The organism is Pseudohongiella sp. SYSU M77423 (assembly GCF_029911965.1).
Lineage (GTDB): Bacteria > Pseudomonadota > Gammaproteobacteria > Pseudomonadales > Pseudohongiellaceae > Pseudohongiella.
This window is the reverse complement of sequence record NZ_JARYTH010000002.1, coordinates 238,827-263,190: the sequence shown is the minus strand read 5'-3', so window position 1 is coordinate 263,190 and position 24,364 is coordinate 238,827. Positions and strand designations below refer to the sequence as shown.

General features: G+C 53.9%; 18 protein-coding genes, 1 tRNA gene and 1 pseudogene. 17 read left to right on the top strand and 3 right to left on the bottom strand.

Annotation, left to right across the window (positions count from 1 at the left end; all coding sequences use genetic code 11):
• Nucleotides 1-12: 12 nt before the first annotated feature.
• Nucleotides 13-3,717 (top strand): annotated as a pseudogene (hrpA, locus tag QGM61_RS05020) (ATP-dependent RNA helicase HrpA); the annotation flags it as partial.
• A 29-nt stretch (nucleotides 3,718-3,746) separates the two neighbouring features.
• Nucleotides 3,747-4,466, top strand: a complete 720-nt coding sequence (locus tag QGM61_RS05015; protein ID WP_281132200.1) for a VacJ family lipoprotein — start codon at nucleotides 3,747-3,749, stop codon at nucleotides 4,464-4,466.
• Between the two features lies 1 nt (nucleotide 4,467).
• Here QGM61_RS05015 and QGM61_RS05010 read toward each other — a convergent pair whose 3' ends face one another.
• Together QGM61_RS05010 and dusA are read right to left on the bottom strand one after the other, a co-directional pair.
• On the bottom strand, nucleotides 4,468-4,923 hold the full coding sequence (locus tag QGM61_RS05010; protein WP_237134090.1) for a TerB family tellurite resistance protein: 456 nt from the start codon (nucleotides 4,921-4,923) through the stop codon (nucleotides 4,468-4,470).
• Entirely contained in the window at nucleotides 4,924-5,970 is a 1,047-nt protein-coding gene (gene dusA / locus QGM61_RS05005; protein WP_237134091.1) for a tRNA dihydrouridine(20/20a) synthase DusA, read from the bottom strand.
• Nucleotides 5,971-6,114: 144 nt separating this feature from the next.
• On the opposite strand from dusA, the gene gltX reads away from it, so the two are divergent.
• Complete coding sequence (gene gltX / locus QGM61_RS05000; RefSeq protein ID WP_237134092.1) at nucleotides 6,115-7,653, top strand: glutamate--tRNA ligase; 1,539 nt, start codon at nucleotides 6,115-6,117, stop codon at nucleotides 7,651-7,653.
• Between the two features lie 135 nt (nucleotides 7,654-7,788).
• Nucleotides 7,789-7,864 (top strand) — tRNA-Ala (locus QGM61_RS04995).
• An 84-nt stretch (nucleotides 7,865-7,948) separates the two neighbouring features.
• Here the strand turns inward: QGM61_RS04995 and gltA are convergent.
• Nucleotides 7,949-9,226 carry a citrate synthase gene (gltA, locus tag QGM61_RS04990; RefSeq protein ID WP_237134093.1) on the bottom strand — a complete coding sequence of 426 codons (1,278 nt, stop codon included), beginning with the start codon at nucleotides 9,224-9,226 and terminating at the stop codon, nucleotides 7,949-7,951.
• Nucleotides 9,227-9,681: 455 nt separating this feature from the next.
• On the opposite strand from gltA, the gene sdhC reads away from it, so the two are divergent.
• The 13 genes from sdhC (at nucleotide 9,682) to QGM61_RS04925 (ending at nucleotide 24,363) form a co-directional block, all read left to right on the top strand.
• Entirely contained in the window at nucleotides 9,682-10,056 is a 375-nt protein-coding gene (sdhC, locus tag QGM61_RS04985) for a succinate dehydrogenase, cytochrome b556 subunit (RefSeq protein WP_237134094.1), read from the top strand.
• The gene (sdhD, locus tag QGM61_RS04980; RefSeq protein ID WP_237134095.1) at nucleotides 10,050-10,427 is read left to right on the top strand and encodes a succinate dehydrogenase, hydrophobic membrane anchor protein; all 378 of its coding nucleotides are present in this window, start codon (nucleotides 10,050-10,052) and stop codon (nucleotides 10,425-10,427) included. Before sdhC ends, sdhD begins: the two co-directional genes overlap by 7 nt.
• Nucleotides 10,428-12,200, top strand: coding sequence for a succinate dehydrogenase flavoprotein subunit (gene sdhA / locus QGM61_RS04975; RefSeq protein ID WP_237134096.1), 1,773 nt, complete (start codon nucleotides 10,428-10,430; stop codon nucleotides 12,198-12,200). It begins immediately after the preceding gene.
• A 29-nt stretch (nucleotides 12,201-12,229) separates the two neighbouring features.
• On the top strand, nucleotides 12,230-12,934 hold the full coding sequence (locus tag QGM61_RS04970) for a succinate dehydrogenase iron-sulfur subunit (RefSeq protein WP_281132199.1): 705 nt from the start codon (nucleotides 12,230-12,232) through the stop codon (nucleotides 12,932-12,934).
• Nucleotides 12,935-13,023: 89 nt separating this feature from the next.
• The gene (locus QGM61_RS04965) at nucleotides 13,024-15,867 is read left to right on the top strand and encodes a 2-oxoglutarate dehydrogenase E1 component (protein WP_237134097.1); all 2,844 of its coding nucleotides are present in this window, start codon (nucleotides 13,024-13,026) and stop codon (nucleotides 15,865-15,867) included.
• Nucleotides 15,868-15,912: 45 nt separating this feature from the next.
• Nucleotides 15,913-17,166: a 2-oxoglutarate dehydrogenase complex dihydrolipoyllysine-residue succinyltransferase gene (gene odhB / locus QGM61_RS04960; protein ID WP_237134098.1), complete on the top strand. Its 1,254-nt coding sequence runs from the start codon at nucleotides 15,913-15,915 to the stop codon at nucleotides 17,164-17,166.
• A gap of 122 nt (nucleotides 17,167-17,288) precedes the next feature.
• Entirely contained in the window at nucleotides 17,289-18,740 is a 1,452-nt protein-coding gene (gene lpdA / locus QGM61_RS04955; protein WP_237134099.1) for a dihydrolipoyl dehydrogenase, read from the top strand.
• 33 nt (nucleotides 18,741-18,773) lie between these two features.
• Nucleotides 18,774-19,940 carry an ADP-forming succinate--CoA ligase subunit beta gene (gene sucC / locus QGM61_RS04950; RefSeq protein WP_237134100.1) on the top strand — a complete coding sequence of 389 codons (1,167 nt, stop codon included), beginning with the start codon at nucleotides 18,774-18,776 and terminating at the stop codon, nucleotides 19,938-19,940.
• Entirely contained in the window at nucleotides 19,940-20,812 is an 873-nt protein-coding gene (gene sucD / locus QGM61_RS04945; protein ID WP_237134101.1) for a succinate--CoA ligase subunit alpha, read from the top strand. The genes sucC and sucD overlap by 1 nt, the downstream gene beginning before the upstream one ends.
• Before the next feature lie 390 nt (nucleotides 20,813-21,202).
• A complete protein-coding gene (locus QGM61_RS04940) occupies nucleotides 21,203-21,985 on the top strand; it encodes a DUF3450 domain-containing protein (protein WP_237134102.1) in 783 nt (260 codons plus the stop codon).
• 101 nt (nucleotides 21,986-22,086) lie between these two features.
• Complete coding sequence (locus tag QGM61_RS04935) at nucleotides 22,087-23,391, top strand: MotA/TolQ/ExbB proton channel family protein (protein ID WP_237134103.1); 1,305 nt, start codon at nucleotides 22,087-22,089, stop codon at nucleotides 23,389-23,391.
• Between the two features lie 11 nt (nucleotides 23,392-23,402).
• A complete protein-coding gene (locus QGM61_RS04930) occupies nucleotides 23,403-23,924 on the top strand; it encodes a MotA/TolQ/ExbB proton channel family protein (protein ID WP_237134104.1) in 522 nt (173 codons plus the stop codon).
• 31 nt (nucleotides 23,925-23,955) lie between these two features.
• Nucleotides 23,956-24,363, top strand: coding sequence for an ExbD/TolR family protein (locus tag QGM61_RS04925; protein WP_237134105.1), 408 nt, complete (start codon nucleotides 23,956-23,958; stop codon nucleotides 24,361-24,363).
• The last annotated feature ends 1 nt before the right edge of the window (nucleotide 24,364 follow it).

The window sequence follows — 24,364 nt, the reverse complement described above, 5'->3', positions numbered from 1 at the left end:
TATCCACCGGAATTACCGGTATCGGAAAAGCGCGGAGAAATAGCGCAGGCCATTACAGAGAATCAGGTTGTGGTTATTGCCGGTGAAACCGGCTCCGGCAAAACCACCCAGATTCCCAAGATCTGTCTTGAGCTTGGCTTCGGCCAGGATCGCATGATTGGACACACCCAGCCACGCCGACTGGCGGCTCGCTCGGTCGCGGCCCGTATAGCAGAAGAGCTTGGTATGGCGCTGGGTTCTGGCGTCGGGTATCAGGTGCGCTTCAATGACGTCACCAGCCCCGAGACACACATCAAGCTGATGACCGATGGCATCCTGCTAGCTGAGATTCAGCAGGACCGTCTGTTGTCTCGCTACGATGTCATCATCGTGGACGAAGCTCACGAGCGCAGCCTGAACATCGATTTCCTGTTGGGTTACCTCAAGCAGCTGACTAAAAAGCGTCCTGATCTCAAAATCATCATCACCTCAGCAACCATTGATGTTGAGCGATTCGCACAACACTTCTCTGGGGCGCCAATAGTCAGCGTATCGGGCCGCACCTATCCGGTAGAAATTGTTTACCAGGATCCAGCCGATGGCGAGGATACACAAGCAGCTGAGCTTGCTGATGACTGGGTTCTTAATGGCGTTCTCAGATCCCTGAAACTGTTCAGGCAGCACGAAAGCAAACTGGGGCAGGGGCCTGGGGACGTACTGGTATTTCTTAGCGGCGAGCGCGACATTCGCGAGCTCGCGATTGAACTGCGTAAACAGTCACTAGCCGATACAGAAATCGTACCCCTCTATGCCCGGCTGTCTCAATCGGAGCAACAACGCATATTCAGCCCGCATCGTGGCAGGCGCATTATTCTGTCCACAAACGTCGCTGAAACCTCGCTTACCGTGCCAGGTATACGCTATGTGATAGATACGGGTCTTGCCCGTATCAGTCGATACAGTGTGCAGAGCAAGGTACAACGCCTGCCAATAGAGCCCGTGTCTCAGGCCAGTGCCAATCAGCGGGCAGGTCGGTGTGGTCGAGTGGCCAGTGGTATCTGCGTCAGGCTGTATAGCGAGAGTGATTTTCTGGGGCGCCCTGAATTTACCGATCCTGAGATTCAGCGGACCAATCTGAGTGCGGTAATTCTCCAGATGCTGGCTCTGAGGCTGGGAGACATTGAATCTTTCCCGTTTGTTGAGCCACCCGACCAGCGGGCCATAAATGATGGATTCAGGCTGCTGGACGAACTGGATGCTATTGATCGTGATCGTCAACTGACGCCTGTCGGCCGGGCCATGGCAAGGGTGCCAGCGGATCCACGACTCAGTCGCATGCTTATTGAAGCAGCCAATCGTCACTGTCTGGCAGAACTGCTTATCATCGTCAGCGCATTAAGCATTCAGGATCCTCGCGACACCCCCGCTGAAAAGCGCCAGGCGGCACGCGAGCGTCACGCTGCATTCGCACACCCGGAGTCGGATTTCCTGTCCTGGGTTCTGTTGTGGAACGCGGTAGAGCAACAGCGCCAGGACATGTCGCAGTCGCAGTTCAAAAAGTACTGCAAGGAGAATTTTCTATCCTGGCTGCGCCTTCGCGAATGGCGTGAAACACATCGTCAGTTGCTGCTTGCCTGTCAGCAGGCCGCCTTTGCGCGCAAGGCAAAAGGCAAGGTGCAGGATGATACCGAGATCGATTATGAAAGTGTGCATAGGGCCATGCTGCCAGGATCGCTCAGCCAATTCGGACAGAAAGGGCAGGATGGTTTGTATGTCGCGCCGCGCGGTCGCAAATTCTCGATATTTCCCTCTTCGACTCTGAGTAGAAAGCAGCCACGCTGGATCCTGACATCCGAATTGATGGAAACCAGTCGTCTATTCGCGACCCAGGCAGCACGTATCGAGCCCGACTGGCTGATTAATGCTGCAGAACACCTGGTTAGACGGGAGTATTTCGAGGCACACTGGGAGAAGAAGCGTGGAGAAGTGGTCGCTTTTGAACGTGTGTCTCTTTTTGGTCTGGTGTTGATTGAAAAGCGTCGAGTCTCGTTTGGCAGGATCGATCCCGCGTTGGCTCGCGAAATTTTTATCCGGGAAGCCCTGGTCACCGGCGAGATCAATTCTCGCGCGGCATTTCTGCGCCACAACCAAAAACTGATTGAAAAATACCGCAAGCAGGAAGAGAAGGAACGTCGTCCGGATATTGTTGTACCCGATGAGGATCTTGCAGCGTTTTATGCCAACAGGTTGCCAGAACACGTGAACACCCTGGCGGCACTGCAACGCTGGCTAAGAAAGCAGGACAATGCTGGCGCTACATTGCAAATGTCAGCCGAGGACGTGCTGGCACGTCAGATTGACGAAACCAGCGCGCGTGCGTTTCCGGATCGCACAGTTGTCCAACAGAACCGACTCGCGATTGACTACCGATTCACACCGGGCAAAGCCGACGATGGCGCAAGCATTACCGTCCCTCGCACACTACTTGCGCAGATGTCACAACAGGACCTGGACTGGGCAGTGCCTGGATTGCTGCACGAGCGCTGTGTAGGTCTCGTCAAAAGCCTGCCCAAAATGATCCGTAAACATCTGGTACCCGTACCTGAATTCGTAAACAGAGCACTTGAACGTGTAGGTACGCAGGCCAGACCTGCTCTCGATAGTATGCTTGCCGAACAGGCCTGGCGCGAAAAGCAGCTGCAGATCCCGGTGGATGCCTGGGATGAATCCAGCCTTGCTGCGCATCTGCGTGCCACCGTCAAAGTAGTCGACGAACGCGGTAAGCTGCTGGGCTCAGGTCAGGATCTTGAGGATCTGAAACGGCGGTTTACTGCTCAGATGCCAGCTCCCGCTCAGCATCCACTGGAACAAGCTGGACTGACCAGCTGGACCCTGGACGAGTTTCCAGTGCAGATCGAAATCATGCAGGGTGGTGTCAGGCTGCAGCGATATCCCGCGCTGCGTGATGATGGCAACAGTGTCAGCAGCGTACTGACTGAGGACCCGGACAGGGCACAACAGTTGACTGAACGCGGGCTGGCTCGGTTGTATATGCTTAGAACCCCGCAACAACGGCAGATGTTGCAGGATCGTTTTGCGCATCTCAAGAAATCCCTGGGCCTGAAGCAGGCCATGCTGCCTGCCGACTGGCAGGAGGCAACCCTGCTTGCAGCGTACAGACTGGCATTTGAGACGGGCAGTGTCAGACCGACCAGTCAGCCTGCGTTCGAAAAACAGCTGACGCGCGGTAAAGCTGAGGTTGTGGCTTTGGGGGAAAAATTAAGTCGCTTGATGACAGGCATTTATGAGGACGTGTTTGCACTGCAGCAGCCATTGAAAGCACTGGAAAGCCGGTTCAAACGCAATGCTGCCGATATCAGAGCGCAGCTTGAACAGTTGTTTGCTGACAATTTTCCAGACTCAGTGCCGGGCGACTGGTTGTGGGAATACCCTCGGTATATCAAAGCCTTGAGGGCACGAATTGAGAAGCTTCCTGGCAATCCGGAGCGGGATCTGAGTGATGCGACGCAGATCCAGAACCTGTACCAGCAATGGCAGAGCCTGCGGGAAAGAAACAGCTCGGTGCTGCCCCAGTTTCCCTGGCAACTGCAGGAGCTGCGCGTGTCTATGTTTGCGCAAAACCTGGGTACACGCCAGCCGGTATCGATTAAGCGACTGCAGAAACAAATTGATGCTGCCCGTTTGGGGGATATCAAGTCATCCACGAATTTGCGATAATTATGCCCCTGATTTTTTAGGTGTCCCTGATGAAGAAGTTCACGCCTGCGAGTGTTGTGTTGACTGTTGTACTGGTGAGCTCGCCCACTTTTTCCGGTCAAGTGCTGGCACAGCAGTTTGTCTCCGACCCACTGGAACCTGTCAACACCAAGGTCCATGCATTCAACCAGTTCATGGACAAACACTTTTTGTTGCCAGTTGCTCGCGGCTACCGTAAATACATCCCGGGGCCTGCGCGCCAGGGCGTCAGTAACTTCTTCTCGAATATCGGCGACATCAGCGTCCTGGCCAATAACCTGCTGCAAATGAAACTCGAAGCGGCTGCCAATGACACCGGGCGCATCATGATCAACACCACCATCGGTATCGGTGGCCTGCTGGATGTGGCAACTGCCATAGGTTTCACGCCCAACGACGAAGACTTTGGTCAGACATTGGGCTACTGGGGAATAGGCACAGGACCTTATATCGTGCTGCCGCTGTTTGGACCAAGCACCTTGCGTGATGCCATCGGGTTTTCGGTTGATACGGCTACCAATCCCATCAGTCATCAGGACAATGTCAGGATCAGAAACAGTGCATTTGCCCTGGAACAACTGGACAAGCGTGTTGATGCGATGTCGGTGGAATCGCTGATTACTGGTGATCCCTACATCTTCATGCGCGAGGCCTACCTGCAGCAGCGAGAGTATCTGGTGAATGATGGTCAGGCCAATCAGGACTGGGATCAGGAGTGGGACTGGGACTAGGCTACTGATCCCTGACCTGCAGTTTGGTCTTTATAAAATCGCTGTGTGAAACATAAATCAAGTCAGCGGTTTTTCTGATCATCTGCTCCTCGTACTTGTCCAGAACCTCATCTGCCATCGCCAGTTCCCACAAGGTTCTGATCAGTTCAACCTTCTCCTCGTACTGGTAGTGCTCATTCACAAGACTGGTGAATTCGTAGAGTGAAACAGCCTGCTCGGCTTCCTGCTCAGCCAACTCGATGATCTCATCCAGGCGGGCGCTGTCCAGCTTGAACTGAGTTGCCACAATGTCCCTTAGTTTGGCGGTTTCTCGCGCGTCGATGTGCCGGTCTGTTTTTAGCAACTCAAACATGAGTGCTGCACTGGCCAGTTGCAGTCGACAGACTCGCTCTGAATCAGTCTCTGTGGCAGCAGTGGAAAGTTGAGCCTCAAAAAAACGTTTTACAGCAGCTAGCATTCAGGCTGACTCCCTTTGCAATGATCGTGACCTGGCCTGTTCAGCCAGCGCAGTAGCATCCTCAAGCACTTCAATTCCTGCATCTTTACGAAAAGCGTGCTGGCTCAGATGACGTCTGAACAGTTTGCCACCCGGCTCGCCCTTGTAAAGACCGAGAATATGGCGGGTCATGTGCTGGAGCGGTGTGCCGGCCTTCAGTTCCTCACGCACATAAGGTAGATAACGCTCGATAATCACGGATCGCTCCGCAACCGGCGCCGCGCTGCCAAACAGATTCCGGTCGACACCGGCCAGCAGGTAGGGGTTCTGATAAGCCTCACGCCCCAGCATCACGCCATCAACCGTTTTCAGCAGCGATCTGGAAGCCTCAAGACTGTTTATGCCACCATTAATGACAATCTCGAGCTCTGGATAGCGCTGCTTCATACGGAATACGCGATCGTATTGCAGTGGCGGTATTTCCCGGTTCTGCTTGGGGCTCAGCCCCTGCAACCACGCGGTTCTGGCGTGCAGTATAAAAGTCTGGCAGCCTGCGCCGGCGACTTTCTCGATAAAATCCTGCACAAATTCGTCACTGTCGTGCTCATCAATGCCGATTCGGGTTTTTACTGTGACGGGAAGAGGGCATGATTTACGCATCTCCCGCACGCAACTGGCCACCAGCTCAGGTTCTGCCATCAGACAGGCGCCAAAACGTCCCGACTGAACGCGATCACTGGGGCAGCCAACATTAATATTTACTTCATCGTAGCCATAATCTGCTGCCAGCGCAGCGCATTGCGCCATGGCCTGTGGGTCGCTGCCTCCCAGCTGCAGTGCAACTGGGTGTTCGGCGGCATCAAAGCGAAGATGACGATCGGCGTCACCATGTATCAGTGCTCCAGTGGTCACCATCTCAGTGTACAGCCAGGCATGCTGGCTGATCAGGCGCAGAAAGTAACGCTCGTGACGATCTGTCCAATCCAGCATAGGCGCGACACAAAAACGGCGTGTCGCAACCGGATCTGACGGACCGGCAGAGGAAACGAAAGGTTCAGTAGAGTTCATCAAAGAAGTCACATTGGAAGGTGTTTGCTGCATGGTAGTCAGTATAACATGCTGACAGCCAGGTGCCTGCGGGCGTAGAGCTTGCAGACCCCATCGCGTATAATTTGCAGCCATATTTGGCAATCTATGACTCTAGGGAGAAACATGTCCAACACTACGGCGTCCAGTAACTCCGCCACCCCTGTCAGAACCAGGATCGCACCATCGCCGACAGGCGACCCTCACGTTGGCACCGCGTATATCGCGCTGTTTAACCGCTGTTTTGCGAACCAGCATAAAGGTGAGTTCATCCTGCGCATCGAGGATACTGACCAGACGCGCAGCACGGCACGATCAGAGCAGGATATCCTGCGTGCGCTTCGCTGGCTTGGACTCGACTGGGCGGAAGGTCCGGACATCGGTGGACCACACGGCCCTTATCGTCAAAGCCAGCGCAGCGATATCTATCGCAAACACATTAACCAGTTGCTGGATAGCGGACACGCATTCCGCTGCTTCTGCACAAGTGAACGCCTTGATGCGCTACGCGCTGAACAGACCGCCAACAAGCAGACGCCGGGCTATGATGGACACTGCATGCATTTGAGCAATGCTGAAGTCAGCAGCAAGATGGCCGCCGGTGAGCCCTATGTGGTTCGTATGAAAGTTCCGCAGGAAGGCGAGTGCGTATTTACCGATCGCCTGAGAGGTGAAATCCGCATCAACTGGCAGCAGATCGACATGCAGGTGCTGATGAAATCAGACAATCTGCCAACCTATCACTTTGCCAATGTGGTGGATGATCACTTGATGGGCATTACTCACGTCATTCGTGGTGAGGAGTGGATCAACTCAACGCCCAAGCACCTCTTGCTGTATCAGCACTTCGGTTGGGAGCCACCGCAGTTCTGTCATATGCCACTGCTGCGCAATCCGGACAAAAGCAAGCTGAGTAAACGCAAGAACCCCACCAGTATCAATTACTACCGTGACATGGGTTATCTGCCCGAGGCCATGGTGAATTATCTGGGCATGATGGGCTGGACCATGCCAGATGGTCGCGAGAAATTTTCCCTGCCAGAAATGGAGCAGTCGTTTGATATTGACCGCGTCTCCCTGGGTGGGCCGGTATTTGATATCGACAAACTCAACTGGTTGAACGGCAAATACATTCGTGAAGATCTCGACACCGAGACCTTCGCGGAGCTTTACGCCGAATGGGCATTTGACGCAGAGCGCCTGAAACAGGTAATTCCGCTGGTCAAAGAGCGTGTTGAACGGTTCAGCGATGTCATACCACTGGCTGGCTTTTTCCTGAGCGGTCTGCTGCCAGTGACCGAGGGTGATTTCGCGCACAAGCAGCTGGATACGGAGCAGAGCAGGGAGCTTCTGCAGTTGATGGCGTGGCAGCTGGAGCAGTTACCGCAATGGGATAAACCGGCCATCGAACAGGCCTGTCGCAGGCTGTCGGCATTCAAGGGGCTGAAGATTCGCGAGACCCTGTTTCCATTGTTCGTGGCCGTCACCGGCCGTGCGGTATCGGTTTCGGTAATCGACTCGATGGTCATACTTGGGTTGGATGTCACCCGGGCCCGCTTGCGGTACGCAGTGGAAGTGCTGGGCGGCGTCTCCAAGAAACAGGCCAAGGCACTGGAAAAAACCTTCAGGGACCTGCAGGATTTTGAGCTGCCTGAGTCTGAATAGTTTATCCGGCAAATAAGCTAAATCGGGCATTGACACAACAGAGTCCGATGCCTAAAATGCGCGGTCTCTGCAGGAAGCAGGTGTCACTTGGAAGTCCAGACACAGCTGATTCCGTTCAGAGATACCAGTAGATTTGGGGCTATAGCTCAGCTGGGAGAGCGCAACACTGGCAGTGTTGAGGTCAGCGGTTCGATCCCGCTTAGCTCCACCAAATTGAAAAGGCCGCCGTGATTTCACGGCGGCCTTTTTTTATGGGATTGCGATCTAAAAAAACGGGGCCGAAGCCCCGTTTGATTTACTGCGGATAGTCGCGCTGTGGCGAGCCCTTGTACAGCTGCCGTGGACGTCCGATCTTGTAGGCGCTGCTCAGCATCTCGTTCCAGTGTGAAATCCAGCCAGGGGTGCGGCCTAGGGCAAAAATGACTGTGAACATGCTGGTGGGTATACCAATCGCCTTGAGAATGATGCCGGAGTAGAAGTCGACGTTGGGATACAGCTTGCGATCGATGAAATACTGATCTTCCAGAGCAATCTTCTCCAGACGACGCGCAATCTTGAACAGCGGGTCGTTCTCGACACCGAGATCCGCCAGCACTTCGTCGCAGATCTTGCGCATGACACGCGAGCGCGGATCGAAATTCTTGTAAACACGGTGACCAAAGCCCATCAGGCGGAAGGGGTCATCCTTGTCTTTGGCGCGAGCGATGAACTCTTCGATACGCGACTCGTCACCAATTTCGTTCAGCATATTCAGAACGGCCTCGTTGGCACCACCATGGGCAGGGCCCCACAGCGCCGCGATGCCTGAGGAAATACAGGCATAGGGGTTGGCACCGGTAGAACCAGCCAGACGTACTGTTGAAGTGGAGGCGTTCTGTTCGTGATCGGCGTGCAGCAGGAAAATGACATCCATCGCCTTGGCCAGTACCGGGCTGACATTGGGCTTGTCGGCGGGGACGCCGTACATCATATGGAGGAAATTTTCTGCGTAGGACAGGGAGTTAAGCGGAGACATGTAAGGCTGGCCAATCGAATGCTTGTAAACCATGGCCGCCAGCGTCGGCATCTTGGCAATCAGGCGTATCGCTGCCAGGTGACGGTGTTCTGCATTATCTACATCCAGTCCGTCGTGATACAGGGCTGCCAGCGCACCGGTCAGGGACACCATCACAGCCATAGGATGCGCATCGCGCTGGAAGCCATCCAGAATCTTGGCGATCTGCGCGTCTACCATGGTGTGCTGAGTCACTTCAGCGACGAAGGCTTTCTTCTGCTCGTCATTGGGAAGCTCACCTTTCAACAGCAGATAACAGGTTTCCAGATAGTCAGAGTGTTCGGCCAGCTGATCGATCGGGTAGCCTCGATGGAGAAGAACTCCCGCATCACCATCAATGTAAGTAATCGAAGACTCGGTTGAGGCGGTCGACATGAACCCGGGGTCGTAGGTGAACACACCTTTGGAGACCAGACTGCGGACGTCGATCACATCGGGACCGATATTGCCTTCCAATACGGGCAGCTCAATCGCATCCTGGCTGTTTGCCAGTGTCAAGCGGGCTTTTTTTTCACTCATATTGTACTCCTGACTGATAAACTTCCAGTTGCCGGCATCATAGGGCGGCCCGGGCCGCTCTACGGTCCGATCCGATCATGGAATCCTGAATTCGTATATTGAGTCGAGCAGGGGGCCAGCGATAAAGCCGCTACTGTACCACAAAATATCTGCTGTTTGCCTCACCGGAAATGTAAAAATATCAAGTTGACAAAATGCTGTCACATTCATGCGTGCTACTGAGGTGATTGGCTGCCAATTTATTGTATTCGCAACACTATAGGACTATACTCAGCGGCCGAATCTCCGATACCGACCCATCGTATCGAGATCGAACGAAGCGCCTGAACAAGCTCAACTTTTAGTGTGTCTTGTCCAGACTCTCCGGAGGTTGATCAGTGCAGCATCGTAACATCAGGCACTGATTGTTCTAACTAACGTGCCCTTTGTATGGGCCCAACTAGAATTGGCTACCAGTGAAAGACAACAGACCTGTAAATCTCGACCTGACCAAATTCCGTTTTCCTCTTCCGGCTATTACGTCGATCCTGCATCGTATCTCGGGCGTACTGATTTTTGTTGGTACAGCTGTGCTGCTTTGGATGCTCTCTGAATCACTTGCCTCGGCGCAGGGATTCGGGCGTATCGCTGAATTGCTGACGGCCCCTCACGCCAAATTCATTGTATGGGTGATCCTCTCGGGGCTGCTGTACCACCTGATCGCCGGTATCCGCCACCTGCTGATGGATGTCGGCATCGGTGAAACACTGCAGGGTGGACGCCAGGGTGCCGTGATGATCGTTGTGTTCTCGGTAATCAGTATTGTGTTGGCAGGAGTCTGGGTATGGTAAAGCGAGTCAACAGTGCGACCAATGTGGGTCGCAACGGCCTTCATGACTGGGTCATTCAACGTTTCAGCGCAATCATTCTGGCGGCATATACAATAGTGTTGCTGGGCTGGATGATCATGACGCCTGACATCGATTACGCCGCGTGGTCAGCGCTGTTTCAGACGACCTGGATGCGCATTTTCAGTCTGCTGGCCCTGATTTCACTCTGCGCTCACGCGTGGGTTGGTATGTGGACCATTGCGACAGACTACCTGACGTCAATGACTTTTGGTGGCGCGGCAACCGCAGTACGCCTGTTGTTTCAGGCCGGCTGCGTGATCCTGATATTCATTTACCTCGTTTGGGGTATCCAGATTCTGTGGGGACTATAAATGAGCGGTATGCGTACAATTTCATTTGATGCTGTCATTGTGGGCGGTGGTGGTGCCGGTATGCGTGCTGCACTGCAGCTGTCCCAGTCCGGCTACAAAACTGCCGTGATCAGCAAAGTCTTCCCGACGCGCTCTCACACTGTTTCGGCGCAGGGCGGTATCACCTGTGCAATTGCCAGTGCAGACCCGAACGACGATTGGCGCTGGCACATGTATGACACGGTCAAGGGTTCCGACTATATCGGCGACCAGGAAGCCATTGAGTACATGTGCAGTGAAGGCCCCCAGACCGTGTTCGAACTTGAGCATATGGGGCTGCCCTTTTCCCGAACAGAAAATGGCCGTATCTATCAGCGGCCGTTCGGTGGTCAGTCCAAGGATTTTGGCAAGGGCGGACAGGCTGCCCGTACCTGTGCAGCTGCTGACCGTACCGGTCACGCGCTGCTGCACGCTCTGTATCAGGGCAACCTGAAGAACAAAACGGTGTTCTTCAATGAGTGGTACGCGGTAGATCTGGTGCGCAATCAGGATGGCGTCATTGTTGGCGTTATCGCGATCTGTATCGAAACAGGTGAGACAGTCTACGTCGCTTCCAAAGCAACCGTGCTGGCAACAGGTGGTGCAGGCCGTATTTACGCGTCGACCACTAACGCCCTGATCAATACCGGTGATGGTATCGGTATGGCGCTGCGTGCCGGTTATCCGGTACAGGATATGGAAATGTGGCAATTCCACCCGACGGGTATTCATGGTGCCGGCACGCTGGTAACCGAAGGCTGTCGTGGTGAGGGTGGATACCTGATCAACAAGGACGGCGAACGCTTTATGGAGCGTTACGCACCGAACGCCAAAGACCTGGCGGGACGCGACGTAGTGGCGCGCTCCATGATACAGGAAATCATTGCTGGCAAAGGTTGTGGCCCCAATGGTGACCACGTACTGCTGAAGCTGGATCACCTGGGCGAAAAGGTGTTGAACGAGAAGCTGCCAGGCATCCTGGAACTGTCCAGAACCTTTGCGCACGTCGATCCGGTCAAGGAACCGATTCCGGTTATCCCGACCTGCCATTACATGATGGGTGGTATCGCTACCAATATTCATGGTCAGGCGATCGCACAGAACGAAGCTGGCGAAGATGTCCAGATCCCAGGTCTGTTCGCGGTGGGCGAAGTAGCCTGCGTTTCCGTACACGGCGCCAACCGTCTGGGCGGCAACTCATTGCTGGACCTGGTGGTATTCGGTCGTGCAGCAGGCAAGCACATTGAATCCATGCTGGGGCAGGGTATTGAGTACCGACGCGCGTCAGAATCAGATATTGAACAGTCCATGGCGCGTCTGAATCGTCTTAATAACAGCACCGATGGCGAAAGCGTGTCCAAGCTCCGAGGCGAACTGCAGAGCATCATGCAGAACCACTTTGGCGTGTTCCGCACGGGCGACTTCATGAAGGAAGGCGTGCAGAAGCTGGAAGGACTGCGCGGACGAATTGCCAATGTAAAACTCGAAGACAAAAGCAACGCCTTCAATACAGCACGAATTGAAGCGCTTGAGCTGGAAAACCTGTTCGAAGTTGCTGAAGCGACCGCGCTGGCAGCCGAAGCTCGAACAGAAAGTCGCGGCGCACATGCTCGCGAAGATTTCCAGGAGCGAGATGACGATAACTGGCTGTGTCACTCGATGTACCACCCGACACAACGCAGTGTGACAAAACGCGCTGTGAATTTTGCGCCCAAGACGGTGGAAAAATTCGAGCCCAAGGTCCGTACTTATTAAATCCGTTAATCTAGAGAAGGTGATTTAACGTGTTAGTCAGTGTTTATCGCTACAACCCGGAAACTGATGATAAGCCATCCATGCGCGAGTATCAGATCGAGCTGCCGGAAGGTCGTGACCTGATGGTGCTCGACGTACTGTCGATGATCAAAGAGCAGGATCCTTCAATTGCTTACCGACGTTCCTGTCGCGAAGGCGTCTGCGGTTCTGACGGTATGAACATCAACGGCACCAATGGCCTGGCATGTATCACACCGGTATCGGCAGTGGCTAAAGGCGGCAAGCTGGTGCTGCGTCCTCTGCCTGGTCTGCCCGTAGTTCGCGATCTGGTTGTTGACATGACCATCTTCTACAAGCAGTTTGAGAAGGTTCAGCCCTTCCTGATCAACGATACGCCGGCGCCTGCCATTGAACGTCTGCAAAGCCCGGAAGACCGTGCCAAACTCGACGGCCTGTACGAATGTATCCTGTGCGCCTGCTGCAGCACCAGCTGTCCTTCTTTCTGGTGGAACCCCGACAAATTCATCGGGCCTGCCGGACTGCTGCAAGCGTACCGATTCCTGGCCGATAGCCGTGACACTGCCACCGAAGAACGTCTGGCTGGACTGGAAGACCCATTCAGCGTGTTCCGCTGTCGAGGCATCATGAATTGTGTGGCTGTCTGCCCCAAGGGTCTTAACCCGACCAAGGCGATCGGTCACATTCGTCACATGCTGTTGCAGCGGGCAAGCTAAGACCAAGGAAATTTTTGTGAGGCGACTGGCAACGCCGCTCACGAGGCGGTGATTGATTGCGGTGGCCCTGTAACCCCGGGAAGAATAATATGCATGACAGCATAATGGAGTTGATGTGGAGCACTGGCCATTTATCCGGTGGCAATGCTGAGTATGTCGAACAGCTTTATGATCAATACCTGAAAGATCCTGAACAGGTCCCTGCCGAGTGGCGCAGTTATTTCGACTCGCTGCCCCGGATAGCAGAGCAGTCGCCTGCCGATGTATCACATCGTGAGATTCAGGCCTACTTCAAACGGCTGGGCAAAACCAGTCGCTTCATGCCGGTACTGAGCAACGATGTTGTTGTAAATTCCGAACATGAAAACAAACAGGTTCAGGTACTGCACCTGATCAGCTCCTACCGCGTCCGTGGTCACCAGAAAGCGGCGCTTGACCCCCTGTCACTGATGCATCGCGAACGCGTGCCAGACCTGGAGCTCGACTTTCACAATCTTTCACCCGCTGATTACTCCACAGTCTTTCAGACCGGCTCTCTGCATATCAATCGCGACACCGCCTCACTGCGCGAAATTGTTGAAGCGCTGGAGAATATTTACTGCGGGTCTATCGGCTATGAGTTCATGCATATTGTCGATCTTGCGCAGAAGCAGTGGATTCAAAAGCGCATTGAACCCAAACTCGGCAATCCGGGTTTCCCCAATGAAGTAAAGCGACACCTGTTGGAGCGACTCAGCGCAGCTGAGGGCCTTGAAAAGCATCTGGACTCCAAGTACCCGGGCACGAAACGCTTTGGCCTTGAAGGCGGCGAAAGCCTGATTCCGCTGGTCGATGAACTGATTCAGCGTGCCGGCAGCTACGGCGTCAAGGAAGTTGTCATCGGCATGGCTCACCGTGGCCGCCTGAATATGCTGGTGAACATTCTCGGCAAGAACCCGGCTGACCTGTTCAGCGAGTTCGAAGGCCGCGCCAAGTACAAGAGCTCAGGCGATGTAAAATACCATCAGGGCTTTTCGTCCAACATCATGACGCCTGGCGGCGAAGTGCATCTGGCAATGGCATTTAACCCTTCGCACCTGGAAATTGTTTCTCCGGTTATCGAAGGCTCCGTTCGTGCCCGTCAGGACCGACGCAAAGACAATCTGGGCCACGCTGTAATTCCGCTCAGCATCCACGGTGATGCAGCTTTTGCAGGCCAGGGTGTGGTCATGGAAACTTTCCAGATGTCCAAGACCCGGGCATATGGTACAGGTGGCACGGTACATATCATCATCAACAACCAGGTGGGCTTCACCACAAGTCGCCAGGACGATGCCCGCTCAACAGAGTATTGTACCGATGTAGCCAAAATGGTTCAGGCGCCAATCTTCCACGTGAATGCGGATGATCCTGAGGCGGTGCTGTTCGTCACTCAGCTGGCACTTGATTTCCGTTATGAGTTCAAAAAAGATGTGGTCATCGATCTGGTCTGTTATCGCCGTCGCGGCCATAACGAAACAGACGAGCCCTCGTCAACTCAGCCACTGATGTATCACAAGATTCGCAAGCACCAGACTACGCGCGCTCTGTATGCAGAACGTCTTATCAGTGACAAGCTGGTGACCGAGAAAGAAGTCGACGAGCTCAATGCATCGTACCGTAATGCACTGGACACCGGCGAACACGTAGTGAAGAGCCTTGTAAAAGAGCCCAACGTCGAAATGTTCGTCGACTGGAACCCTTACCTGGGTCACACTTGGACGCCGCATTTTAATACCAGCATCAAGCTTGAGTCGCTGGAAGCACTGGCACGCAAGATTACCAGTCTGCCTGAAAATCTGAATCTGCACCGTCAGGTACAGAAAATCGTCGACGACCGCAGCAAGATGGCTTCCGGCGAGATCCCGGTTGACTGGGGTTTTGCCGAGACACTGGCATACGCCAGCATTCTCACGACCGGCAATCGGGTCCGAATTACCGGGCAGGATGTTGGACGTGGCACCTTCTCGCATCGCCATGCGGTACTGCGTGATCAGAACACCGAAGAAGAGTACATTCCGCTTCGCAGCCTGGTTGCAGACCCCAAGATGTTCTGTATCTACGACTCACTGCTGTCCGAAGAAGCTGTGCTGGCTTTTGAGTACGGTTACGCGACGACCACCCCTAATGCGCTGGTTGTCTGGGAAGCCCAGTTTGGCGACTTTGCGAACTCGGCGCAGGTTGTTATCGACCAGTTCATTACCAGTGGCGAGCACAAGTGGCAGCGCCTGTGCGGCCTGACCATGCTGTTGCCGCACGGCTACGAAGGACAGGGCCCTGAGCATTCATCAGCTCGTCTGGAACGCTTCCTGCAACTTTGTGCGGAACACAATATCCAGGTCTGCCTGCCGACCACCTCAGCCCAGGTCTTCCACATGCTGAGACGTCAGGTCCTGTGTCCGCTGCGCAAGCCATTGATTGTGATGTCACCCAAGAGTCTGTTGCGTCACAAAGAAACCACAGCAACGCTTGAAGAGCTGGCAAACGGCAGCTTCCAGGTAGTCATCGGTGAAACCGACGAAGATATCAAGCCTGACAACGTTGAGCGCGTAATACTCTGCTCTGGCAAAGTTTACTACGACCTGCGAGCAGAGCGTCGCAAGCGTGAATTGACCAATATCGCAATCATCCGTCTCGAACAGCTTTACCCGTTCCCGGAAGATGATCTGCGCGCCGAAATGAAAAAGTACGAGAACGTTAGCGATGTTGTCTGGTGTCAGGAGGAGCCCATGAACCAGGGAGCCTGGTACTCCAGCCAGCACCACATGCGTAATGTCATACAGTCTCTTGGCTCGTCTGTGTCATTGCGCTATGCAGGCCGTGAGGCATCGGCAGCGGCTGCAGCCGGTTATCCAGAATTGCACATGCAACAGCTCAATGCATTTCTGGAGCAAGCACTGGGACCAAAGGAATAACTTTTAAACAAATAGTGATGACACCGAACAGTGTAAGGAATCAACATGTCTATTGAGATCAAAGCACCGCAACTGCCCGAATCCGTGCCAGACGGCACCATTGCAAGCTGGCACAAGAAAGTCGGTGATGCTGTCAAACGTGACGAGCTGCTGGTCGACATCGAGACTGACAAAGTCGTAATCGAAGTCGTGGCACCAGCTGATGGCGTCCTGGAAAAAATCATCAAGGACTCTGGCGATACTATCGTCAGCAATGAAATCATCGCCACGATCAAGGAAGGCGCGGCTGCTGATGACAAGTCCTCAAGTGCAGACAGCAAGTCATCAGACAAGTCGTCTGACAAAAAATCAGAATCGGCATCTGAGGCCAAATCTGACGATAAACAGGATGGCGAAACGCCTGCCCTGAGCCCGGCTGCCAAGAAACTTGCCGAAGAGCACGGCCTGAAAGCTGGTCAGATCAGCGGTACTGGCAAAGATGGTCGAATTACCAAAGAAGATGTGCTGAACGCGATCGAGAAGGGCGACAAACAGTCGAGCTCCAGTTCCGAGTCAAGCAGCAAGGCTGCTGCACCGACTACCGATGGCTCATCTGGCCGCGTTGAAGAGCGTGTACCCATGAGCCGCCTGCGCGCCAAAGTGGCGGAGCGTCTGCTACAGGCATCGCAGTCCACTGCCATGTTGACCACCTTCAATGAGGTCAATATGAAGCCGGTTATGGACCTGCGCTCGCGCTACAAAGACCAGTTTGAGAAAGCGCATGATGGTGTGCGTCTCGGCTTCATGTCCTTCTTCGTGCGTGCCAGTGTGGAAGCGCTGAAGCGTTACCCCGCCGTCAATGCCTCCATCGATGGCAACGACATCGTATATCACGGTTACCAGGACATCGGCGTTGCAGTTTCGTCTCCGCGCGGACTGGTAGTTCCGGTGCTGCGCAACGCAGACCACATGGGTCTGGCACAAGTCGAGGCAAAAATCCGTGAGTTTGGTAACAAGGCGCAGGACGGCAAGCTGTCCATCGACGAAATGACTGGCGGTACATTCACCATCTCCAACGGTGGTGTTTTTGGTTCGCTGCTGTCGACTCCGATCCTGAACCCACCACAAACTGCGATTCTGGGCATGCACAAGATCCAGGAGCGCCCGATGGCTGTGAACGGCAAGGTCGAGATTCTGCCGATGATGTACCTGGCACTTTCTTACGACCACCGAATGATAGATGGTAAAGAAGCAGTGCAGTTCCTGGTGACCATCAAGGAATTGCTCGAAGATCCAGCACGCATTTTGCTGGAGATCTGATAGCCAGGTTTAAACGGAGCAATGACTCCAGACCGTACCAAGATGAGCCACAGCCACAACTACGCTGTGGCTCATGCTTTTAACGAGACTGTAATCGAGAGTGACTCTGGGCAGGGAATATTATGAGTAAAAAATATGATGTAGTGGTTATCGGAGCGGGACCTGCAGGGTACGTTGCGGCCATCCGAAGCGCGCAGCTTGGTTTAAAAACCGCGTGCGTGGAAAAATGGCACGATGACAAAAACGATGCCGTTTATGGCGGTACCTGCCTGAACGTAGGCTGTATCCCATCCAAGGCATTGCTTGACTCATCACACAAATATGCCGAAGCCAAAAAAGACTTTGAAGTACATGGCATCAAGGTCAGCAAAGTGGACATTGACGTGCCCGCCATGATCGAGCGCAAAGCCAAAATCGTGAAACAGCTGACTCAGGGCGTTCGTGGCCTGTTCATGGCCAACAAGGTCGATGGTATACAGGGCACGGGCAAACTGCTGAAAGGCAAAAAGGTAGAAGTGACCGCTGCTGACGGCAGCACTCAGACACTGGAGGCTGACAACGTAATTCTGGCGGCCGGTTCACAGCCAATTGACATCCCGCCAGCGCCGGTTGATGACGAAGTCATTGTGAACTCTACGGGTGCCCTGGAGTTTCAGTCCGTACCAAAACGCCTTGGTGTCATTGGCGCTGGTGTGATCGGCCTGGAACTGGGTAGTGTCTGGTCTCGACTGGGTTCCGAGGTGGTTGTTTTCGAAGCACTCGAAACCTTTTTGCCAGCCGTTGACGAACAGGTTGCCAAGGAAGCCAAAAAGGTTTTCGAGAAGCAGGGCCTGGATATCAAGCTCGGTGCCAAAGTGGCCAGCACCAAAGTATCTGGCAAAGGCAAGAACAAGACGGTCAAGGTTACCTACAACAATGCTGATGGCGAACAGGAAGCCGAGTTCGACAAACTGATTGTTGCAGTCGGCCGCAAACCTTACAGCAAAGGCCTGCTGGCTGACGATTGTGGCGTTGAAATTGACGACCGCGGATTTGTCAAAGTTGACGAGACCTGTGCGACATCTGTACCCGGTGTTTATGCCACTGGTGACCTGGTGCGTGGCCCAATGCTGGCACACAAAGGTTCTGAAGAAGGCGTGATGGTTGCAGAGCGTATCGCCGGCAAGAAAACCCAGGTGAACTACGACCTGGTGCCATTTGTCATTTATACCCACCCTGAAATTGCGTGGGTAGGTAAAACCGAACAGCAGCTGAAGGAAGAGGGCGTCGAATACAATGTCGGTACATTCCCGTTCAGCATCAACGGCCGTGCCATGGCTGCCAATGAGTCTGCGGGTCTGGTCAAGCTGATTGCCCACGCCAAAACGGATCGCGTTCTCGGTGCCCATATCATCGGCCCAAGCGCCGCTGATCTGGTACAGCAGGTTGCCATCGCAATGGAGTTCAGTGCCAGTGCGGAAGACCTTGGCCTGACCATGTTTTCACACCCGACCCTGTCGGAAGCAGTACACGAAGCAGCGCTGGCTGTCGCCGGACACGCCATTCATGCTGCCAACAAACGCAAGCGCAGTTGATTCATGCGCGTTTGACTATAGAGGACCAATAGAATGAATCTACACGAATATCAGGGAAAGCAGCTTTTTGCGGAATACGGTCTGCCTGTTTCCAAGGGTTTCGCCGTTGACACAGCAGACGCTGCCGCAGAAGCCTGCGACAAAATCGGCGGTGACATGTGGGTGGTCAAGGCTCAGGTGCACGCGGGCGGCCGTGGTAAGGCCGGTGGCGTAAAACTGGTCAAGAGCCGTGATGACGCCAAAGCATTTGCCGAGCAGTGGCTGGGCAAACGCCTGGTGACATACCAGACAGATGCAAATGGTCAGCCTGTCAGCAAGATTCTGGTTGAATCCTGCACCGACATCGACAAAGAACTGTATCTCGGGGCTGTCGTCGACAGAGCGTCACGTCGCATTGTATTTATGGCATCCACCGAAGGTGGTGTTGAAATCGAGAAGGTTGCGCACGAAACTCCAGAGAAGATCATCAAGGCGACAATCGACCCGCTGGTTGGACCCATGCCTTTCCAGGGTCGCGAACTTGCGTTCAAACTGGGTCTGACAGGCGACCAGATCAAACAGTTCACCAAGATCTTCATGGGCCTCGGCAAACTGTTCAAGGACTACGACCTGGCACTGCTTGAGATCAACCCGCTGGTCATCAAAACTGACGGCAATCTGCACTGCCTGGACGCCAAGATCAACATCGATGGCAATGCCATGTATCGTCAGCCAAAACTGCGCGAAATGCATGACCCGTCGCAGGACGATCCACGCGAAGCGCATGCTGCCAGTCACGAACTGAACTATGTTGCACTGGACGGCAACATCGGCTGCATGGTCAACGGTGCTGGCCTGGCGATGGGCACCATGGACATCGTGAATCTGCACGGCGGCAAGCCTGCCAACTTCCTGGATGTAGGCGGTGGCGCAACTAAAGAGCGTGTTTCCGAAGCATTCAAGATCATCCTGTCCGACGACAACGTCAAAGCTGTTCTGGTGAACATTTTTGGCGGCATTGTGCGTTGCGACATGATCGCAGAAGGCATCATCGGTGCAGTCAAGGAAGTAGGCGTCAAGGTACCGGTTGTAGTTCGACTGGAGGGTAATAATGCAGACGTCGGCGCCAAGGTGCTGAAGGATAGCGGACTGAATATTATCGCGGCGAAAAGTCTGACTGATGCTGCCCAACAGGTAGTCAAGGCCGCGGAGGGTAAATAATGAGCATTCTGATCAATAAAGATACCAAAGTAATCTGCCAGGGCTTTACTGGTTCACAGGGTACTTTCCATTCCGAGCAGGCGATTGCCTACGGCACCAAAATGGTAGGTGGTGTAACACCGGGCAAGGGCGGCAGCACTCACCTGGGCCTGCCCGTATTCAATACTGTGCAGGAAGCAATTGATGCAACTGGCGCCGATGCCAGCGTGATCTACGTTCCGGCTCCGTTCTGTAAGGATTCCATCCTTGAAGCCGCTAACGCGGGTATCAAGCTGATCGTATGTATCACTGAAGGCATTCCCACTCTGGACATGCTTGACGTTAAAGTACGCTGCGATGAACTGGGTGTGCGTCTGATCGGGCCGAACTGCCCCGGCGTGATTACCCCCGGCGAATGCAAGATTGGCATCATGCCTGGTCACATCCACAAGCCAGGCAAGGTCGGTATCGTGTCGCGTTCCGGTACGTTGACCTATGAAGCCGTCAAGCAGACTACCGACCATGGCTTTGGTCAGTCTTCCTGTGTGGGCATCGGTGGTGACCCGATCCCGGGCTCCAACTTTATCGACATCCTGGCTATGTTCGAAAAAGATCCAGCGACCGAAGCTATTGTGATGATCGGCGAAATTGGTGGTAGTGCGGAAGAAGAAGCCGCAGCTTACATCAAGGCCAACGTCACCAAGCCAGTGGTTTCCTATATTGCGGGTGTGACTGCACCGCCCGGAAAGCGTATGGGCCATGCCGGCGCCATCATCTCTGGCGGCAAGGGAACGGCTGATGAAAAGTTTGCTGCCCTGCAGGACGCAGGTGTCAAGACTGTACGCAGTCTGGCCGATATTGGTGATGCACTGAAAGAAGTAACAGGCTGGTAAGCGCCTTGTGCACGGTTCATGTGCGTATTTCACGCGCATGAACCATCACGGCGCACAAGCGGGCCCTGAACCTAAAAAATTCTCATTTGAGAGGTTCAAAAATTCAAACGGGTTGTGTTAGTCTTGACGACATAATTCGGCAGGGAGCCCTGAATTTACGGTAAGTTGCAGGATCTGGATCACTTCTGTTACGCATTTCTACAATCATTTGATGAGTGTGTAGTTTCGTAACTGTCTGGCCCGATAATTGCTCGTTTTTACCGGCTAAAAGGAATGCTGTTTTAGAAGATCGTTGTTTGGATGGTAAACACTTACCCGGAAAAGCACGATAGATAAGAAGTCACATCCGGTGTTACACCCGGAGTGTTTAATACAATAACAGGATGGCACATGAAAAACCGTCGATTATATTCAAAGGTTCTGGCACCACTGGCCTCGCTACTGGTGATCGGAACAGCCCTCGCTCAGGACGTTGACACCAGCGCCATTGAGCAGGCTCAGAGTGTTGTAGGTGAGACTAACAGGGAAGCTGCTGAGTCTCAGGAGCGAATCAACCGTCTGTCGAACTCGTCCAGTTCTCTGTTCGAAGAATTCAAAACGGAAAGTGATAACCTGGAAGCTCTGCTAGTCTTGAATGCCAACTGGCGTCGACAGATAGCGATCCAGGAAGACCAACTGGAGACAATCTCCGAGTCCATCGCCGAAGTGCGAAACGTGACCCAGGAACTGCCTCTGCTGATGAGCCGTATGATCGCCAGTATCGAGCAGTTCATCGAGTTGGACATCCCCTTCCACCTGGAACAGCGCCGCGCCCGGATCCAGTTCGTCCGCGATGCAATCGATGATCCAAACGTTTCCACCGCCGAGCGCTTCCGTCAGATCCTGGTGCTGTATCAGACAGAAAACGCCTATGGACGTACCCACGAAACCTATTCAGCCACACTCAACCTGGATGGCGTCCCGACCGACGTCGACATGTTGCGTGTTGGTCGAATTGCACTGACCTATCAGACCAAGGACCGCACCCGCACCGGGGCGTGGGACTCAGAGTCACGTCAGTGGGTAACGCTGGAAGATGGCGCGTACCGCAATGCCATCCGTGACGCAATCAACGTCTCTAGCGGCCTGATTGCGCCAGAAATTTTTGAATTACCAATCGTTGCGCCGGAGTAAGCACAGTGAAGAAGAATATAATTAAATTAGCAGGCATTTCTCTTACGGGCATGTTCCTTGCCGTATCTACTCAGGCGTTCGCACAGGAAACGGCAGGCAGCTTGACAGAACTTCTCCGTAATGTAGAAGAAAATCGAGTACTGGAATCCCAGGAAGCCCGTCAGCGCGAGCAGCGATTCCAGCAGGAAGTTAACCAGCAGCAGCAGATTCTTGAAGAAACACGTCAGCGTATTTCTGAAGAAGAAGCTGAAAACACGCGTCTGGAAGGTGTTTTCGACGAAAACCGTACACTGCTGGCCGAGCGTCGTTCACAGCTGAACGAAGTGCGCGCCAACCTGAACGAACTGCTGGGTACCATCCAGGGCGTTGCAGGTGACTTCCGCAGTGTATTCGAAACCTCTCTGGTAAGCGCCCAGTATCCTGGCCGTACCGAGTTCCTTGATTCATTCATCGAGCGCGTAGCGAGTGACACTGAACAGGTTCGTGTTGATGAGATCGAGCGTTTCTGGTTCTACATGCAGCAAGAGCTGGTTGAATCCGGCCGTGTTGTACAGTACGAAGGCCAGGTAGGTCTGCCTTCTGGCGACCAGGAAAGCCGTGTTGTAACTCGTATCGGTACCTTCAACTCCATCGCCAACGGTGACTACCTGTCTTACAACGCCGACGTAGACCACCTGCAGGTGCTGCCACGTCAGCCAGGTGGTGACATCGTCGCCAACGCCCAGGCTCTGGAAAATGCTGATAGCGGCATCCACAAAGTCGGTATCGACCCGACTGGTGCGCAGGGCGGCAGTCTGATGGCCAACCTGATCAACTTCCCGACAGTCACCGAACAGGTTCGTCAGAACTCCGGTACTATCGGTTTTGCGATCATCGGTATTGGTATCATCGCCATTCTGGTTGGTCTGATCCGCTCCTTCCAGCTGACTCTGGTCGCTGCCAAGGTGAATTCTCAGGTCAAGTCTGACAAGGCCAACAAGAACAACCCGCTGGGTCGTGTTCTGATGGTTGCCGAGTCCAACCCGAACGTTGACACCGAAACTCTGGAACTGAAACTGGGTGAAGCAATCCTGCAGGAAACTCCGGCACTGGAACGCTTCCTGACATTCATCAAGATCATCTCGGCCATCGCGCCTCTGATGGGTCTGTTGGGTACAGTTACCGGTATGATTCAGGTGTTCCAGCAGATCACCGTTTACGGTGCTGGTGACCCGACCATCATGGCTGGTGGTATCTCCATGGCCCTGATGACAACTGTACTGGGTATCACGGTCGCCATCCCGACCATCCTGATGCACACCTGGGTTAAGAGTAAGAGTGACCGTATCATCCACATTCTGGAAGAACAGGCCACTGGTATCATCGCTCGTAAGGCCGAAGCTTCTGGCAACAAAGCTCAGGCTTAAGGGGAGACAGCATGTATTTTGCACTGCTCGACTTATCTGATGCGATCTCGGACTTCATGGCCAGAGGAGGCGGTGTTCTCTGGATCATCGGCGTACTTCTGCTGGTCATGTGGAGCCTGATCTTCGAGCGGCTATGGTACCTGCATTCCACTCACGCCAAGAGGGTGAAACACACCCTCGCAGCCTGGGCGGGTCGCTCTGATACCAAATCCTGGAAAGCCCAGCAGATTCGGAACATGATGGTGTCGCAGATTTCTCTGGATCTGCGCTCCACCATGCCAATCATCGAAACCCTGGTAGTGGTGTGTCCGCTGCTCGGGCTGCTCGGCACGGTTACAGGTATGATCGAAGTATTCTACGTAATGGCTCTGACCGGCGGCGGCGACGCCAAATCAATGGCGGGTGGTGTCTCCAAGGCAACCATTCCGACCATGGCAGGCATGGTGGGAGCACTTTCAGGGATCTTTGCCAGCAACTGGCTGAAGTCCCGAATCGATCGTGACCTGGAACTTCTCGAAGACCATATGGCCTAATTATCACTAGATACTGAATAAAGGCACAATAATGAAAACAGGTTTGATGAAGAAAAGGGATGATGAGAACACCGGGGAGATTGACCTTACCCCGATGCTCGACGTGGTATTCATCCTGCTCATCTTCTTTATTGTCACCTCGGTGTTTATCACTGAGGCTGGCATTGAGGTGGTGAAGCCGGAGGGGTCTACCGCCGAGCCCCGATCCAAGGACCTGATCCTGATTGCAATCAGCAATGATGGTCAGATCTGGATTGATGGCGAGCAAATAGATCCGCGGTTTATCCGGTCTCGTTTTGAGAGACGTCTGGCGGAGACGCCAAACGCTTCGGTCGTGATACAGGGCGACCGAACTGCTCAAAACGAGCATGTCATGACCATTATGCGAGCGGCACGCGATGCGCAGATTGCATCCGTTGCCATATCTACGGAGAACTAGA

Coding starts and splice junctions, on each gene's coding strand:
- lpdA (WP_237134099.1), top strand. CDS start 17,289: ATGAGTAAAAAATATGATGTAGTGGTTATCGGAGCGGGACCTGCAGGG.
- gltX (WP_237134092.1), top strand. CDS start 6,115: ATGTCCAACACTACGGCGTCCAGTAACTCCGCCACCCCTGTCAGAACC.
- QGM61_RS05015 (WP_281132200.1), top strand. CDS start 3,747: ATGAAGAAGTTCACGCCTGCGAGTGTTGTGTTGACTGTTGTACTGGTG.
- sdhA (WP_237134096.1), top strand. CDS start 10,428: ATGAGCGGTATGCGTACAATTTCATTTGATGCTGTCATTGTGGGCGGT.
- dusA (WP_237134091.1), bottom strand. CDS start 5,970: ATGAACTCTACTGAACCTTTCGTTTCCTCTGCCGGTCCGTCAGATCCG.
- sucD (WP_237134101.1), top strand. CDS start 19,940: ATGAGCATTCTGATCAATAAAGATACCAAAGTAATCTGCCAGGGCTTT.
- odhB (WP_237134098.1), top strand. CDS start 15,913: ATGTCTATTGAGATCAAAGCACCGCAACTGCCCGAATCCGTGCCAGAC.
- sucC (WP_237134100.1), top strand. CDS start 18,774: ATGAATCTACACGAATATCAGGGAAAGCAGCTTTTTGCGGAATACGGT.
- gltA (WP_237134093.1), bottom strand. CDS start 9,226: ATGAGTGAAAAAAAAGCCCGCTTGACACTGGCAAACAGCCAGGATGCG.
- QGM61_RS04925 (WP_237134105.1), top strand. CDS start 23,956: ATGAAAACAGGTTTGATGAAGAAAAGGGATGATGAGAACACCGGGGAG.
- QGM61_RS04965 (WP_237134097.1), top strand. CDS start 13,024: ATGCATGACAGCATAATGGAGTTGATGTGGAGCACTGGCCATTTATCC.
- QGM61_RS04940 (WP_237134102.1), top strand. CDS start 21,203: ATGAAAAACCGTCGATTATATTCAAAGGTTCTGGCACCACTGGCCTCG.
- QGM61_RS04930 (WP_237134104.1), top strand. CDS start 23,403: ATGTATTTTGCACTGCTCGACTTATCTGATGCGATCTCGGACTTCATG.
- sdhD (WP_237134095.1), top strand. CDS start 10,050: ATGGTAAAGCGAGTCAACAGTGCGACCAATGTGGGTCGCAACGGCCTT.
- QGM61_RS05010 (WP_237134090.1), bottom strand. CDS start 4,923: ATGCTAGCTGCTGTAAAACGTTTTTTTGAGGCTCAACTTTCCACTGCT.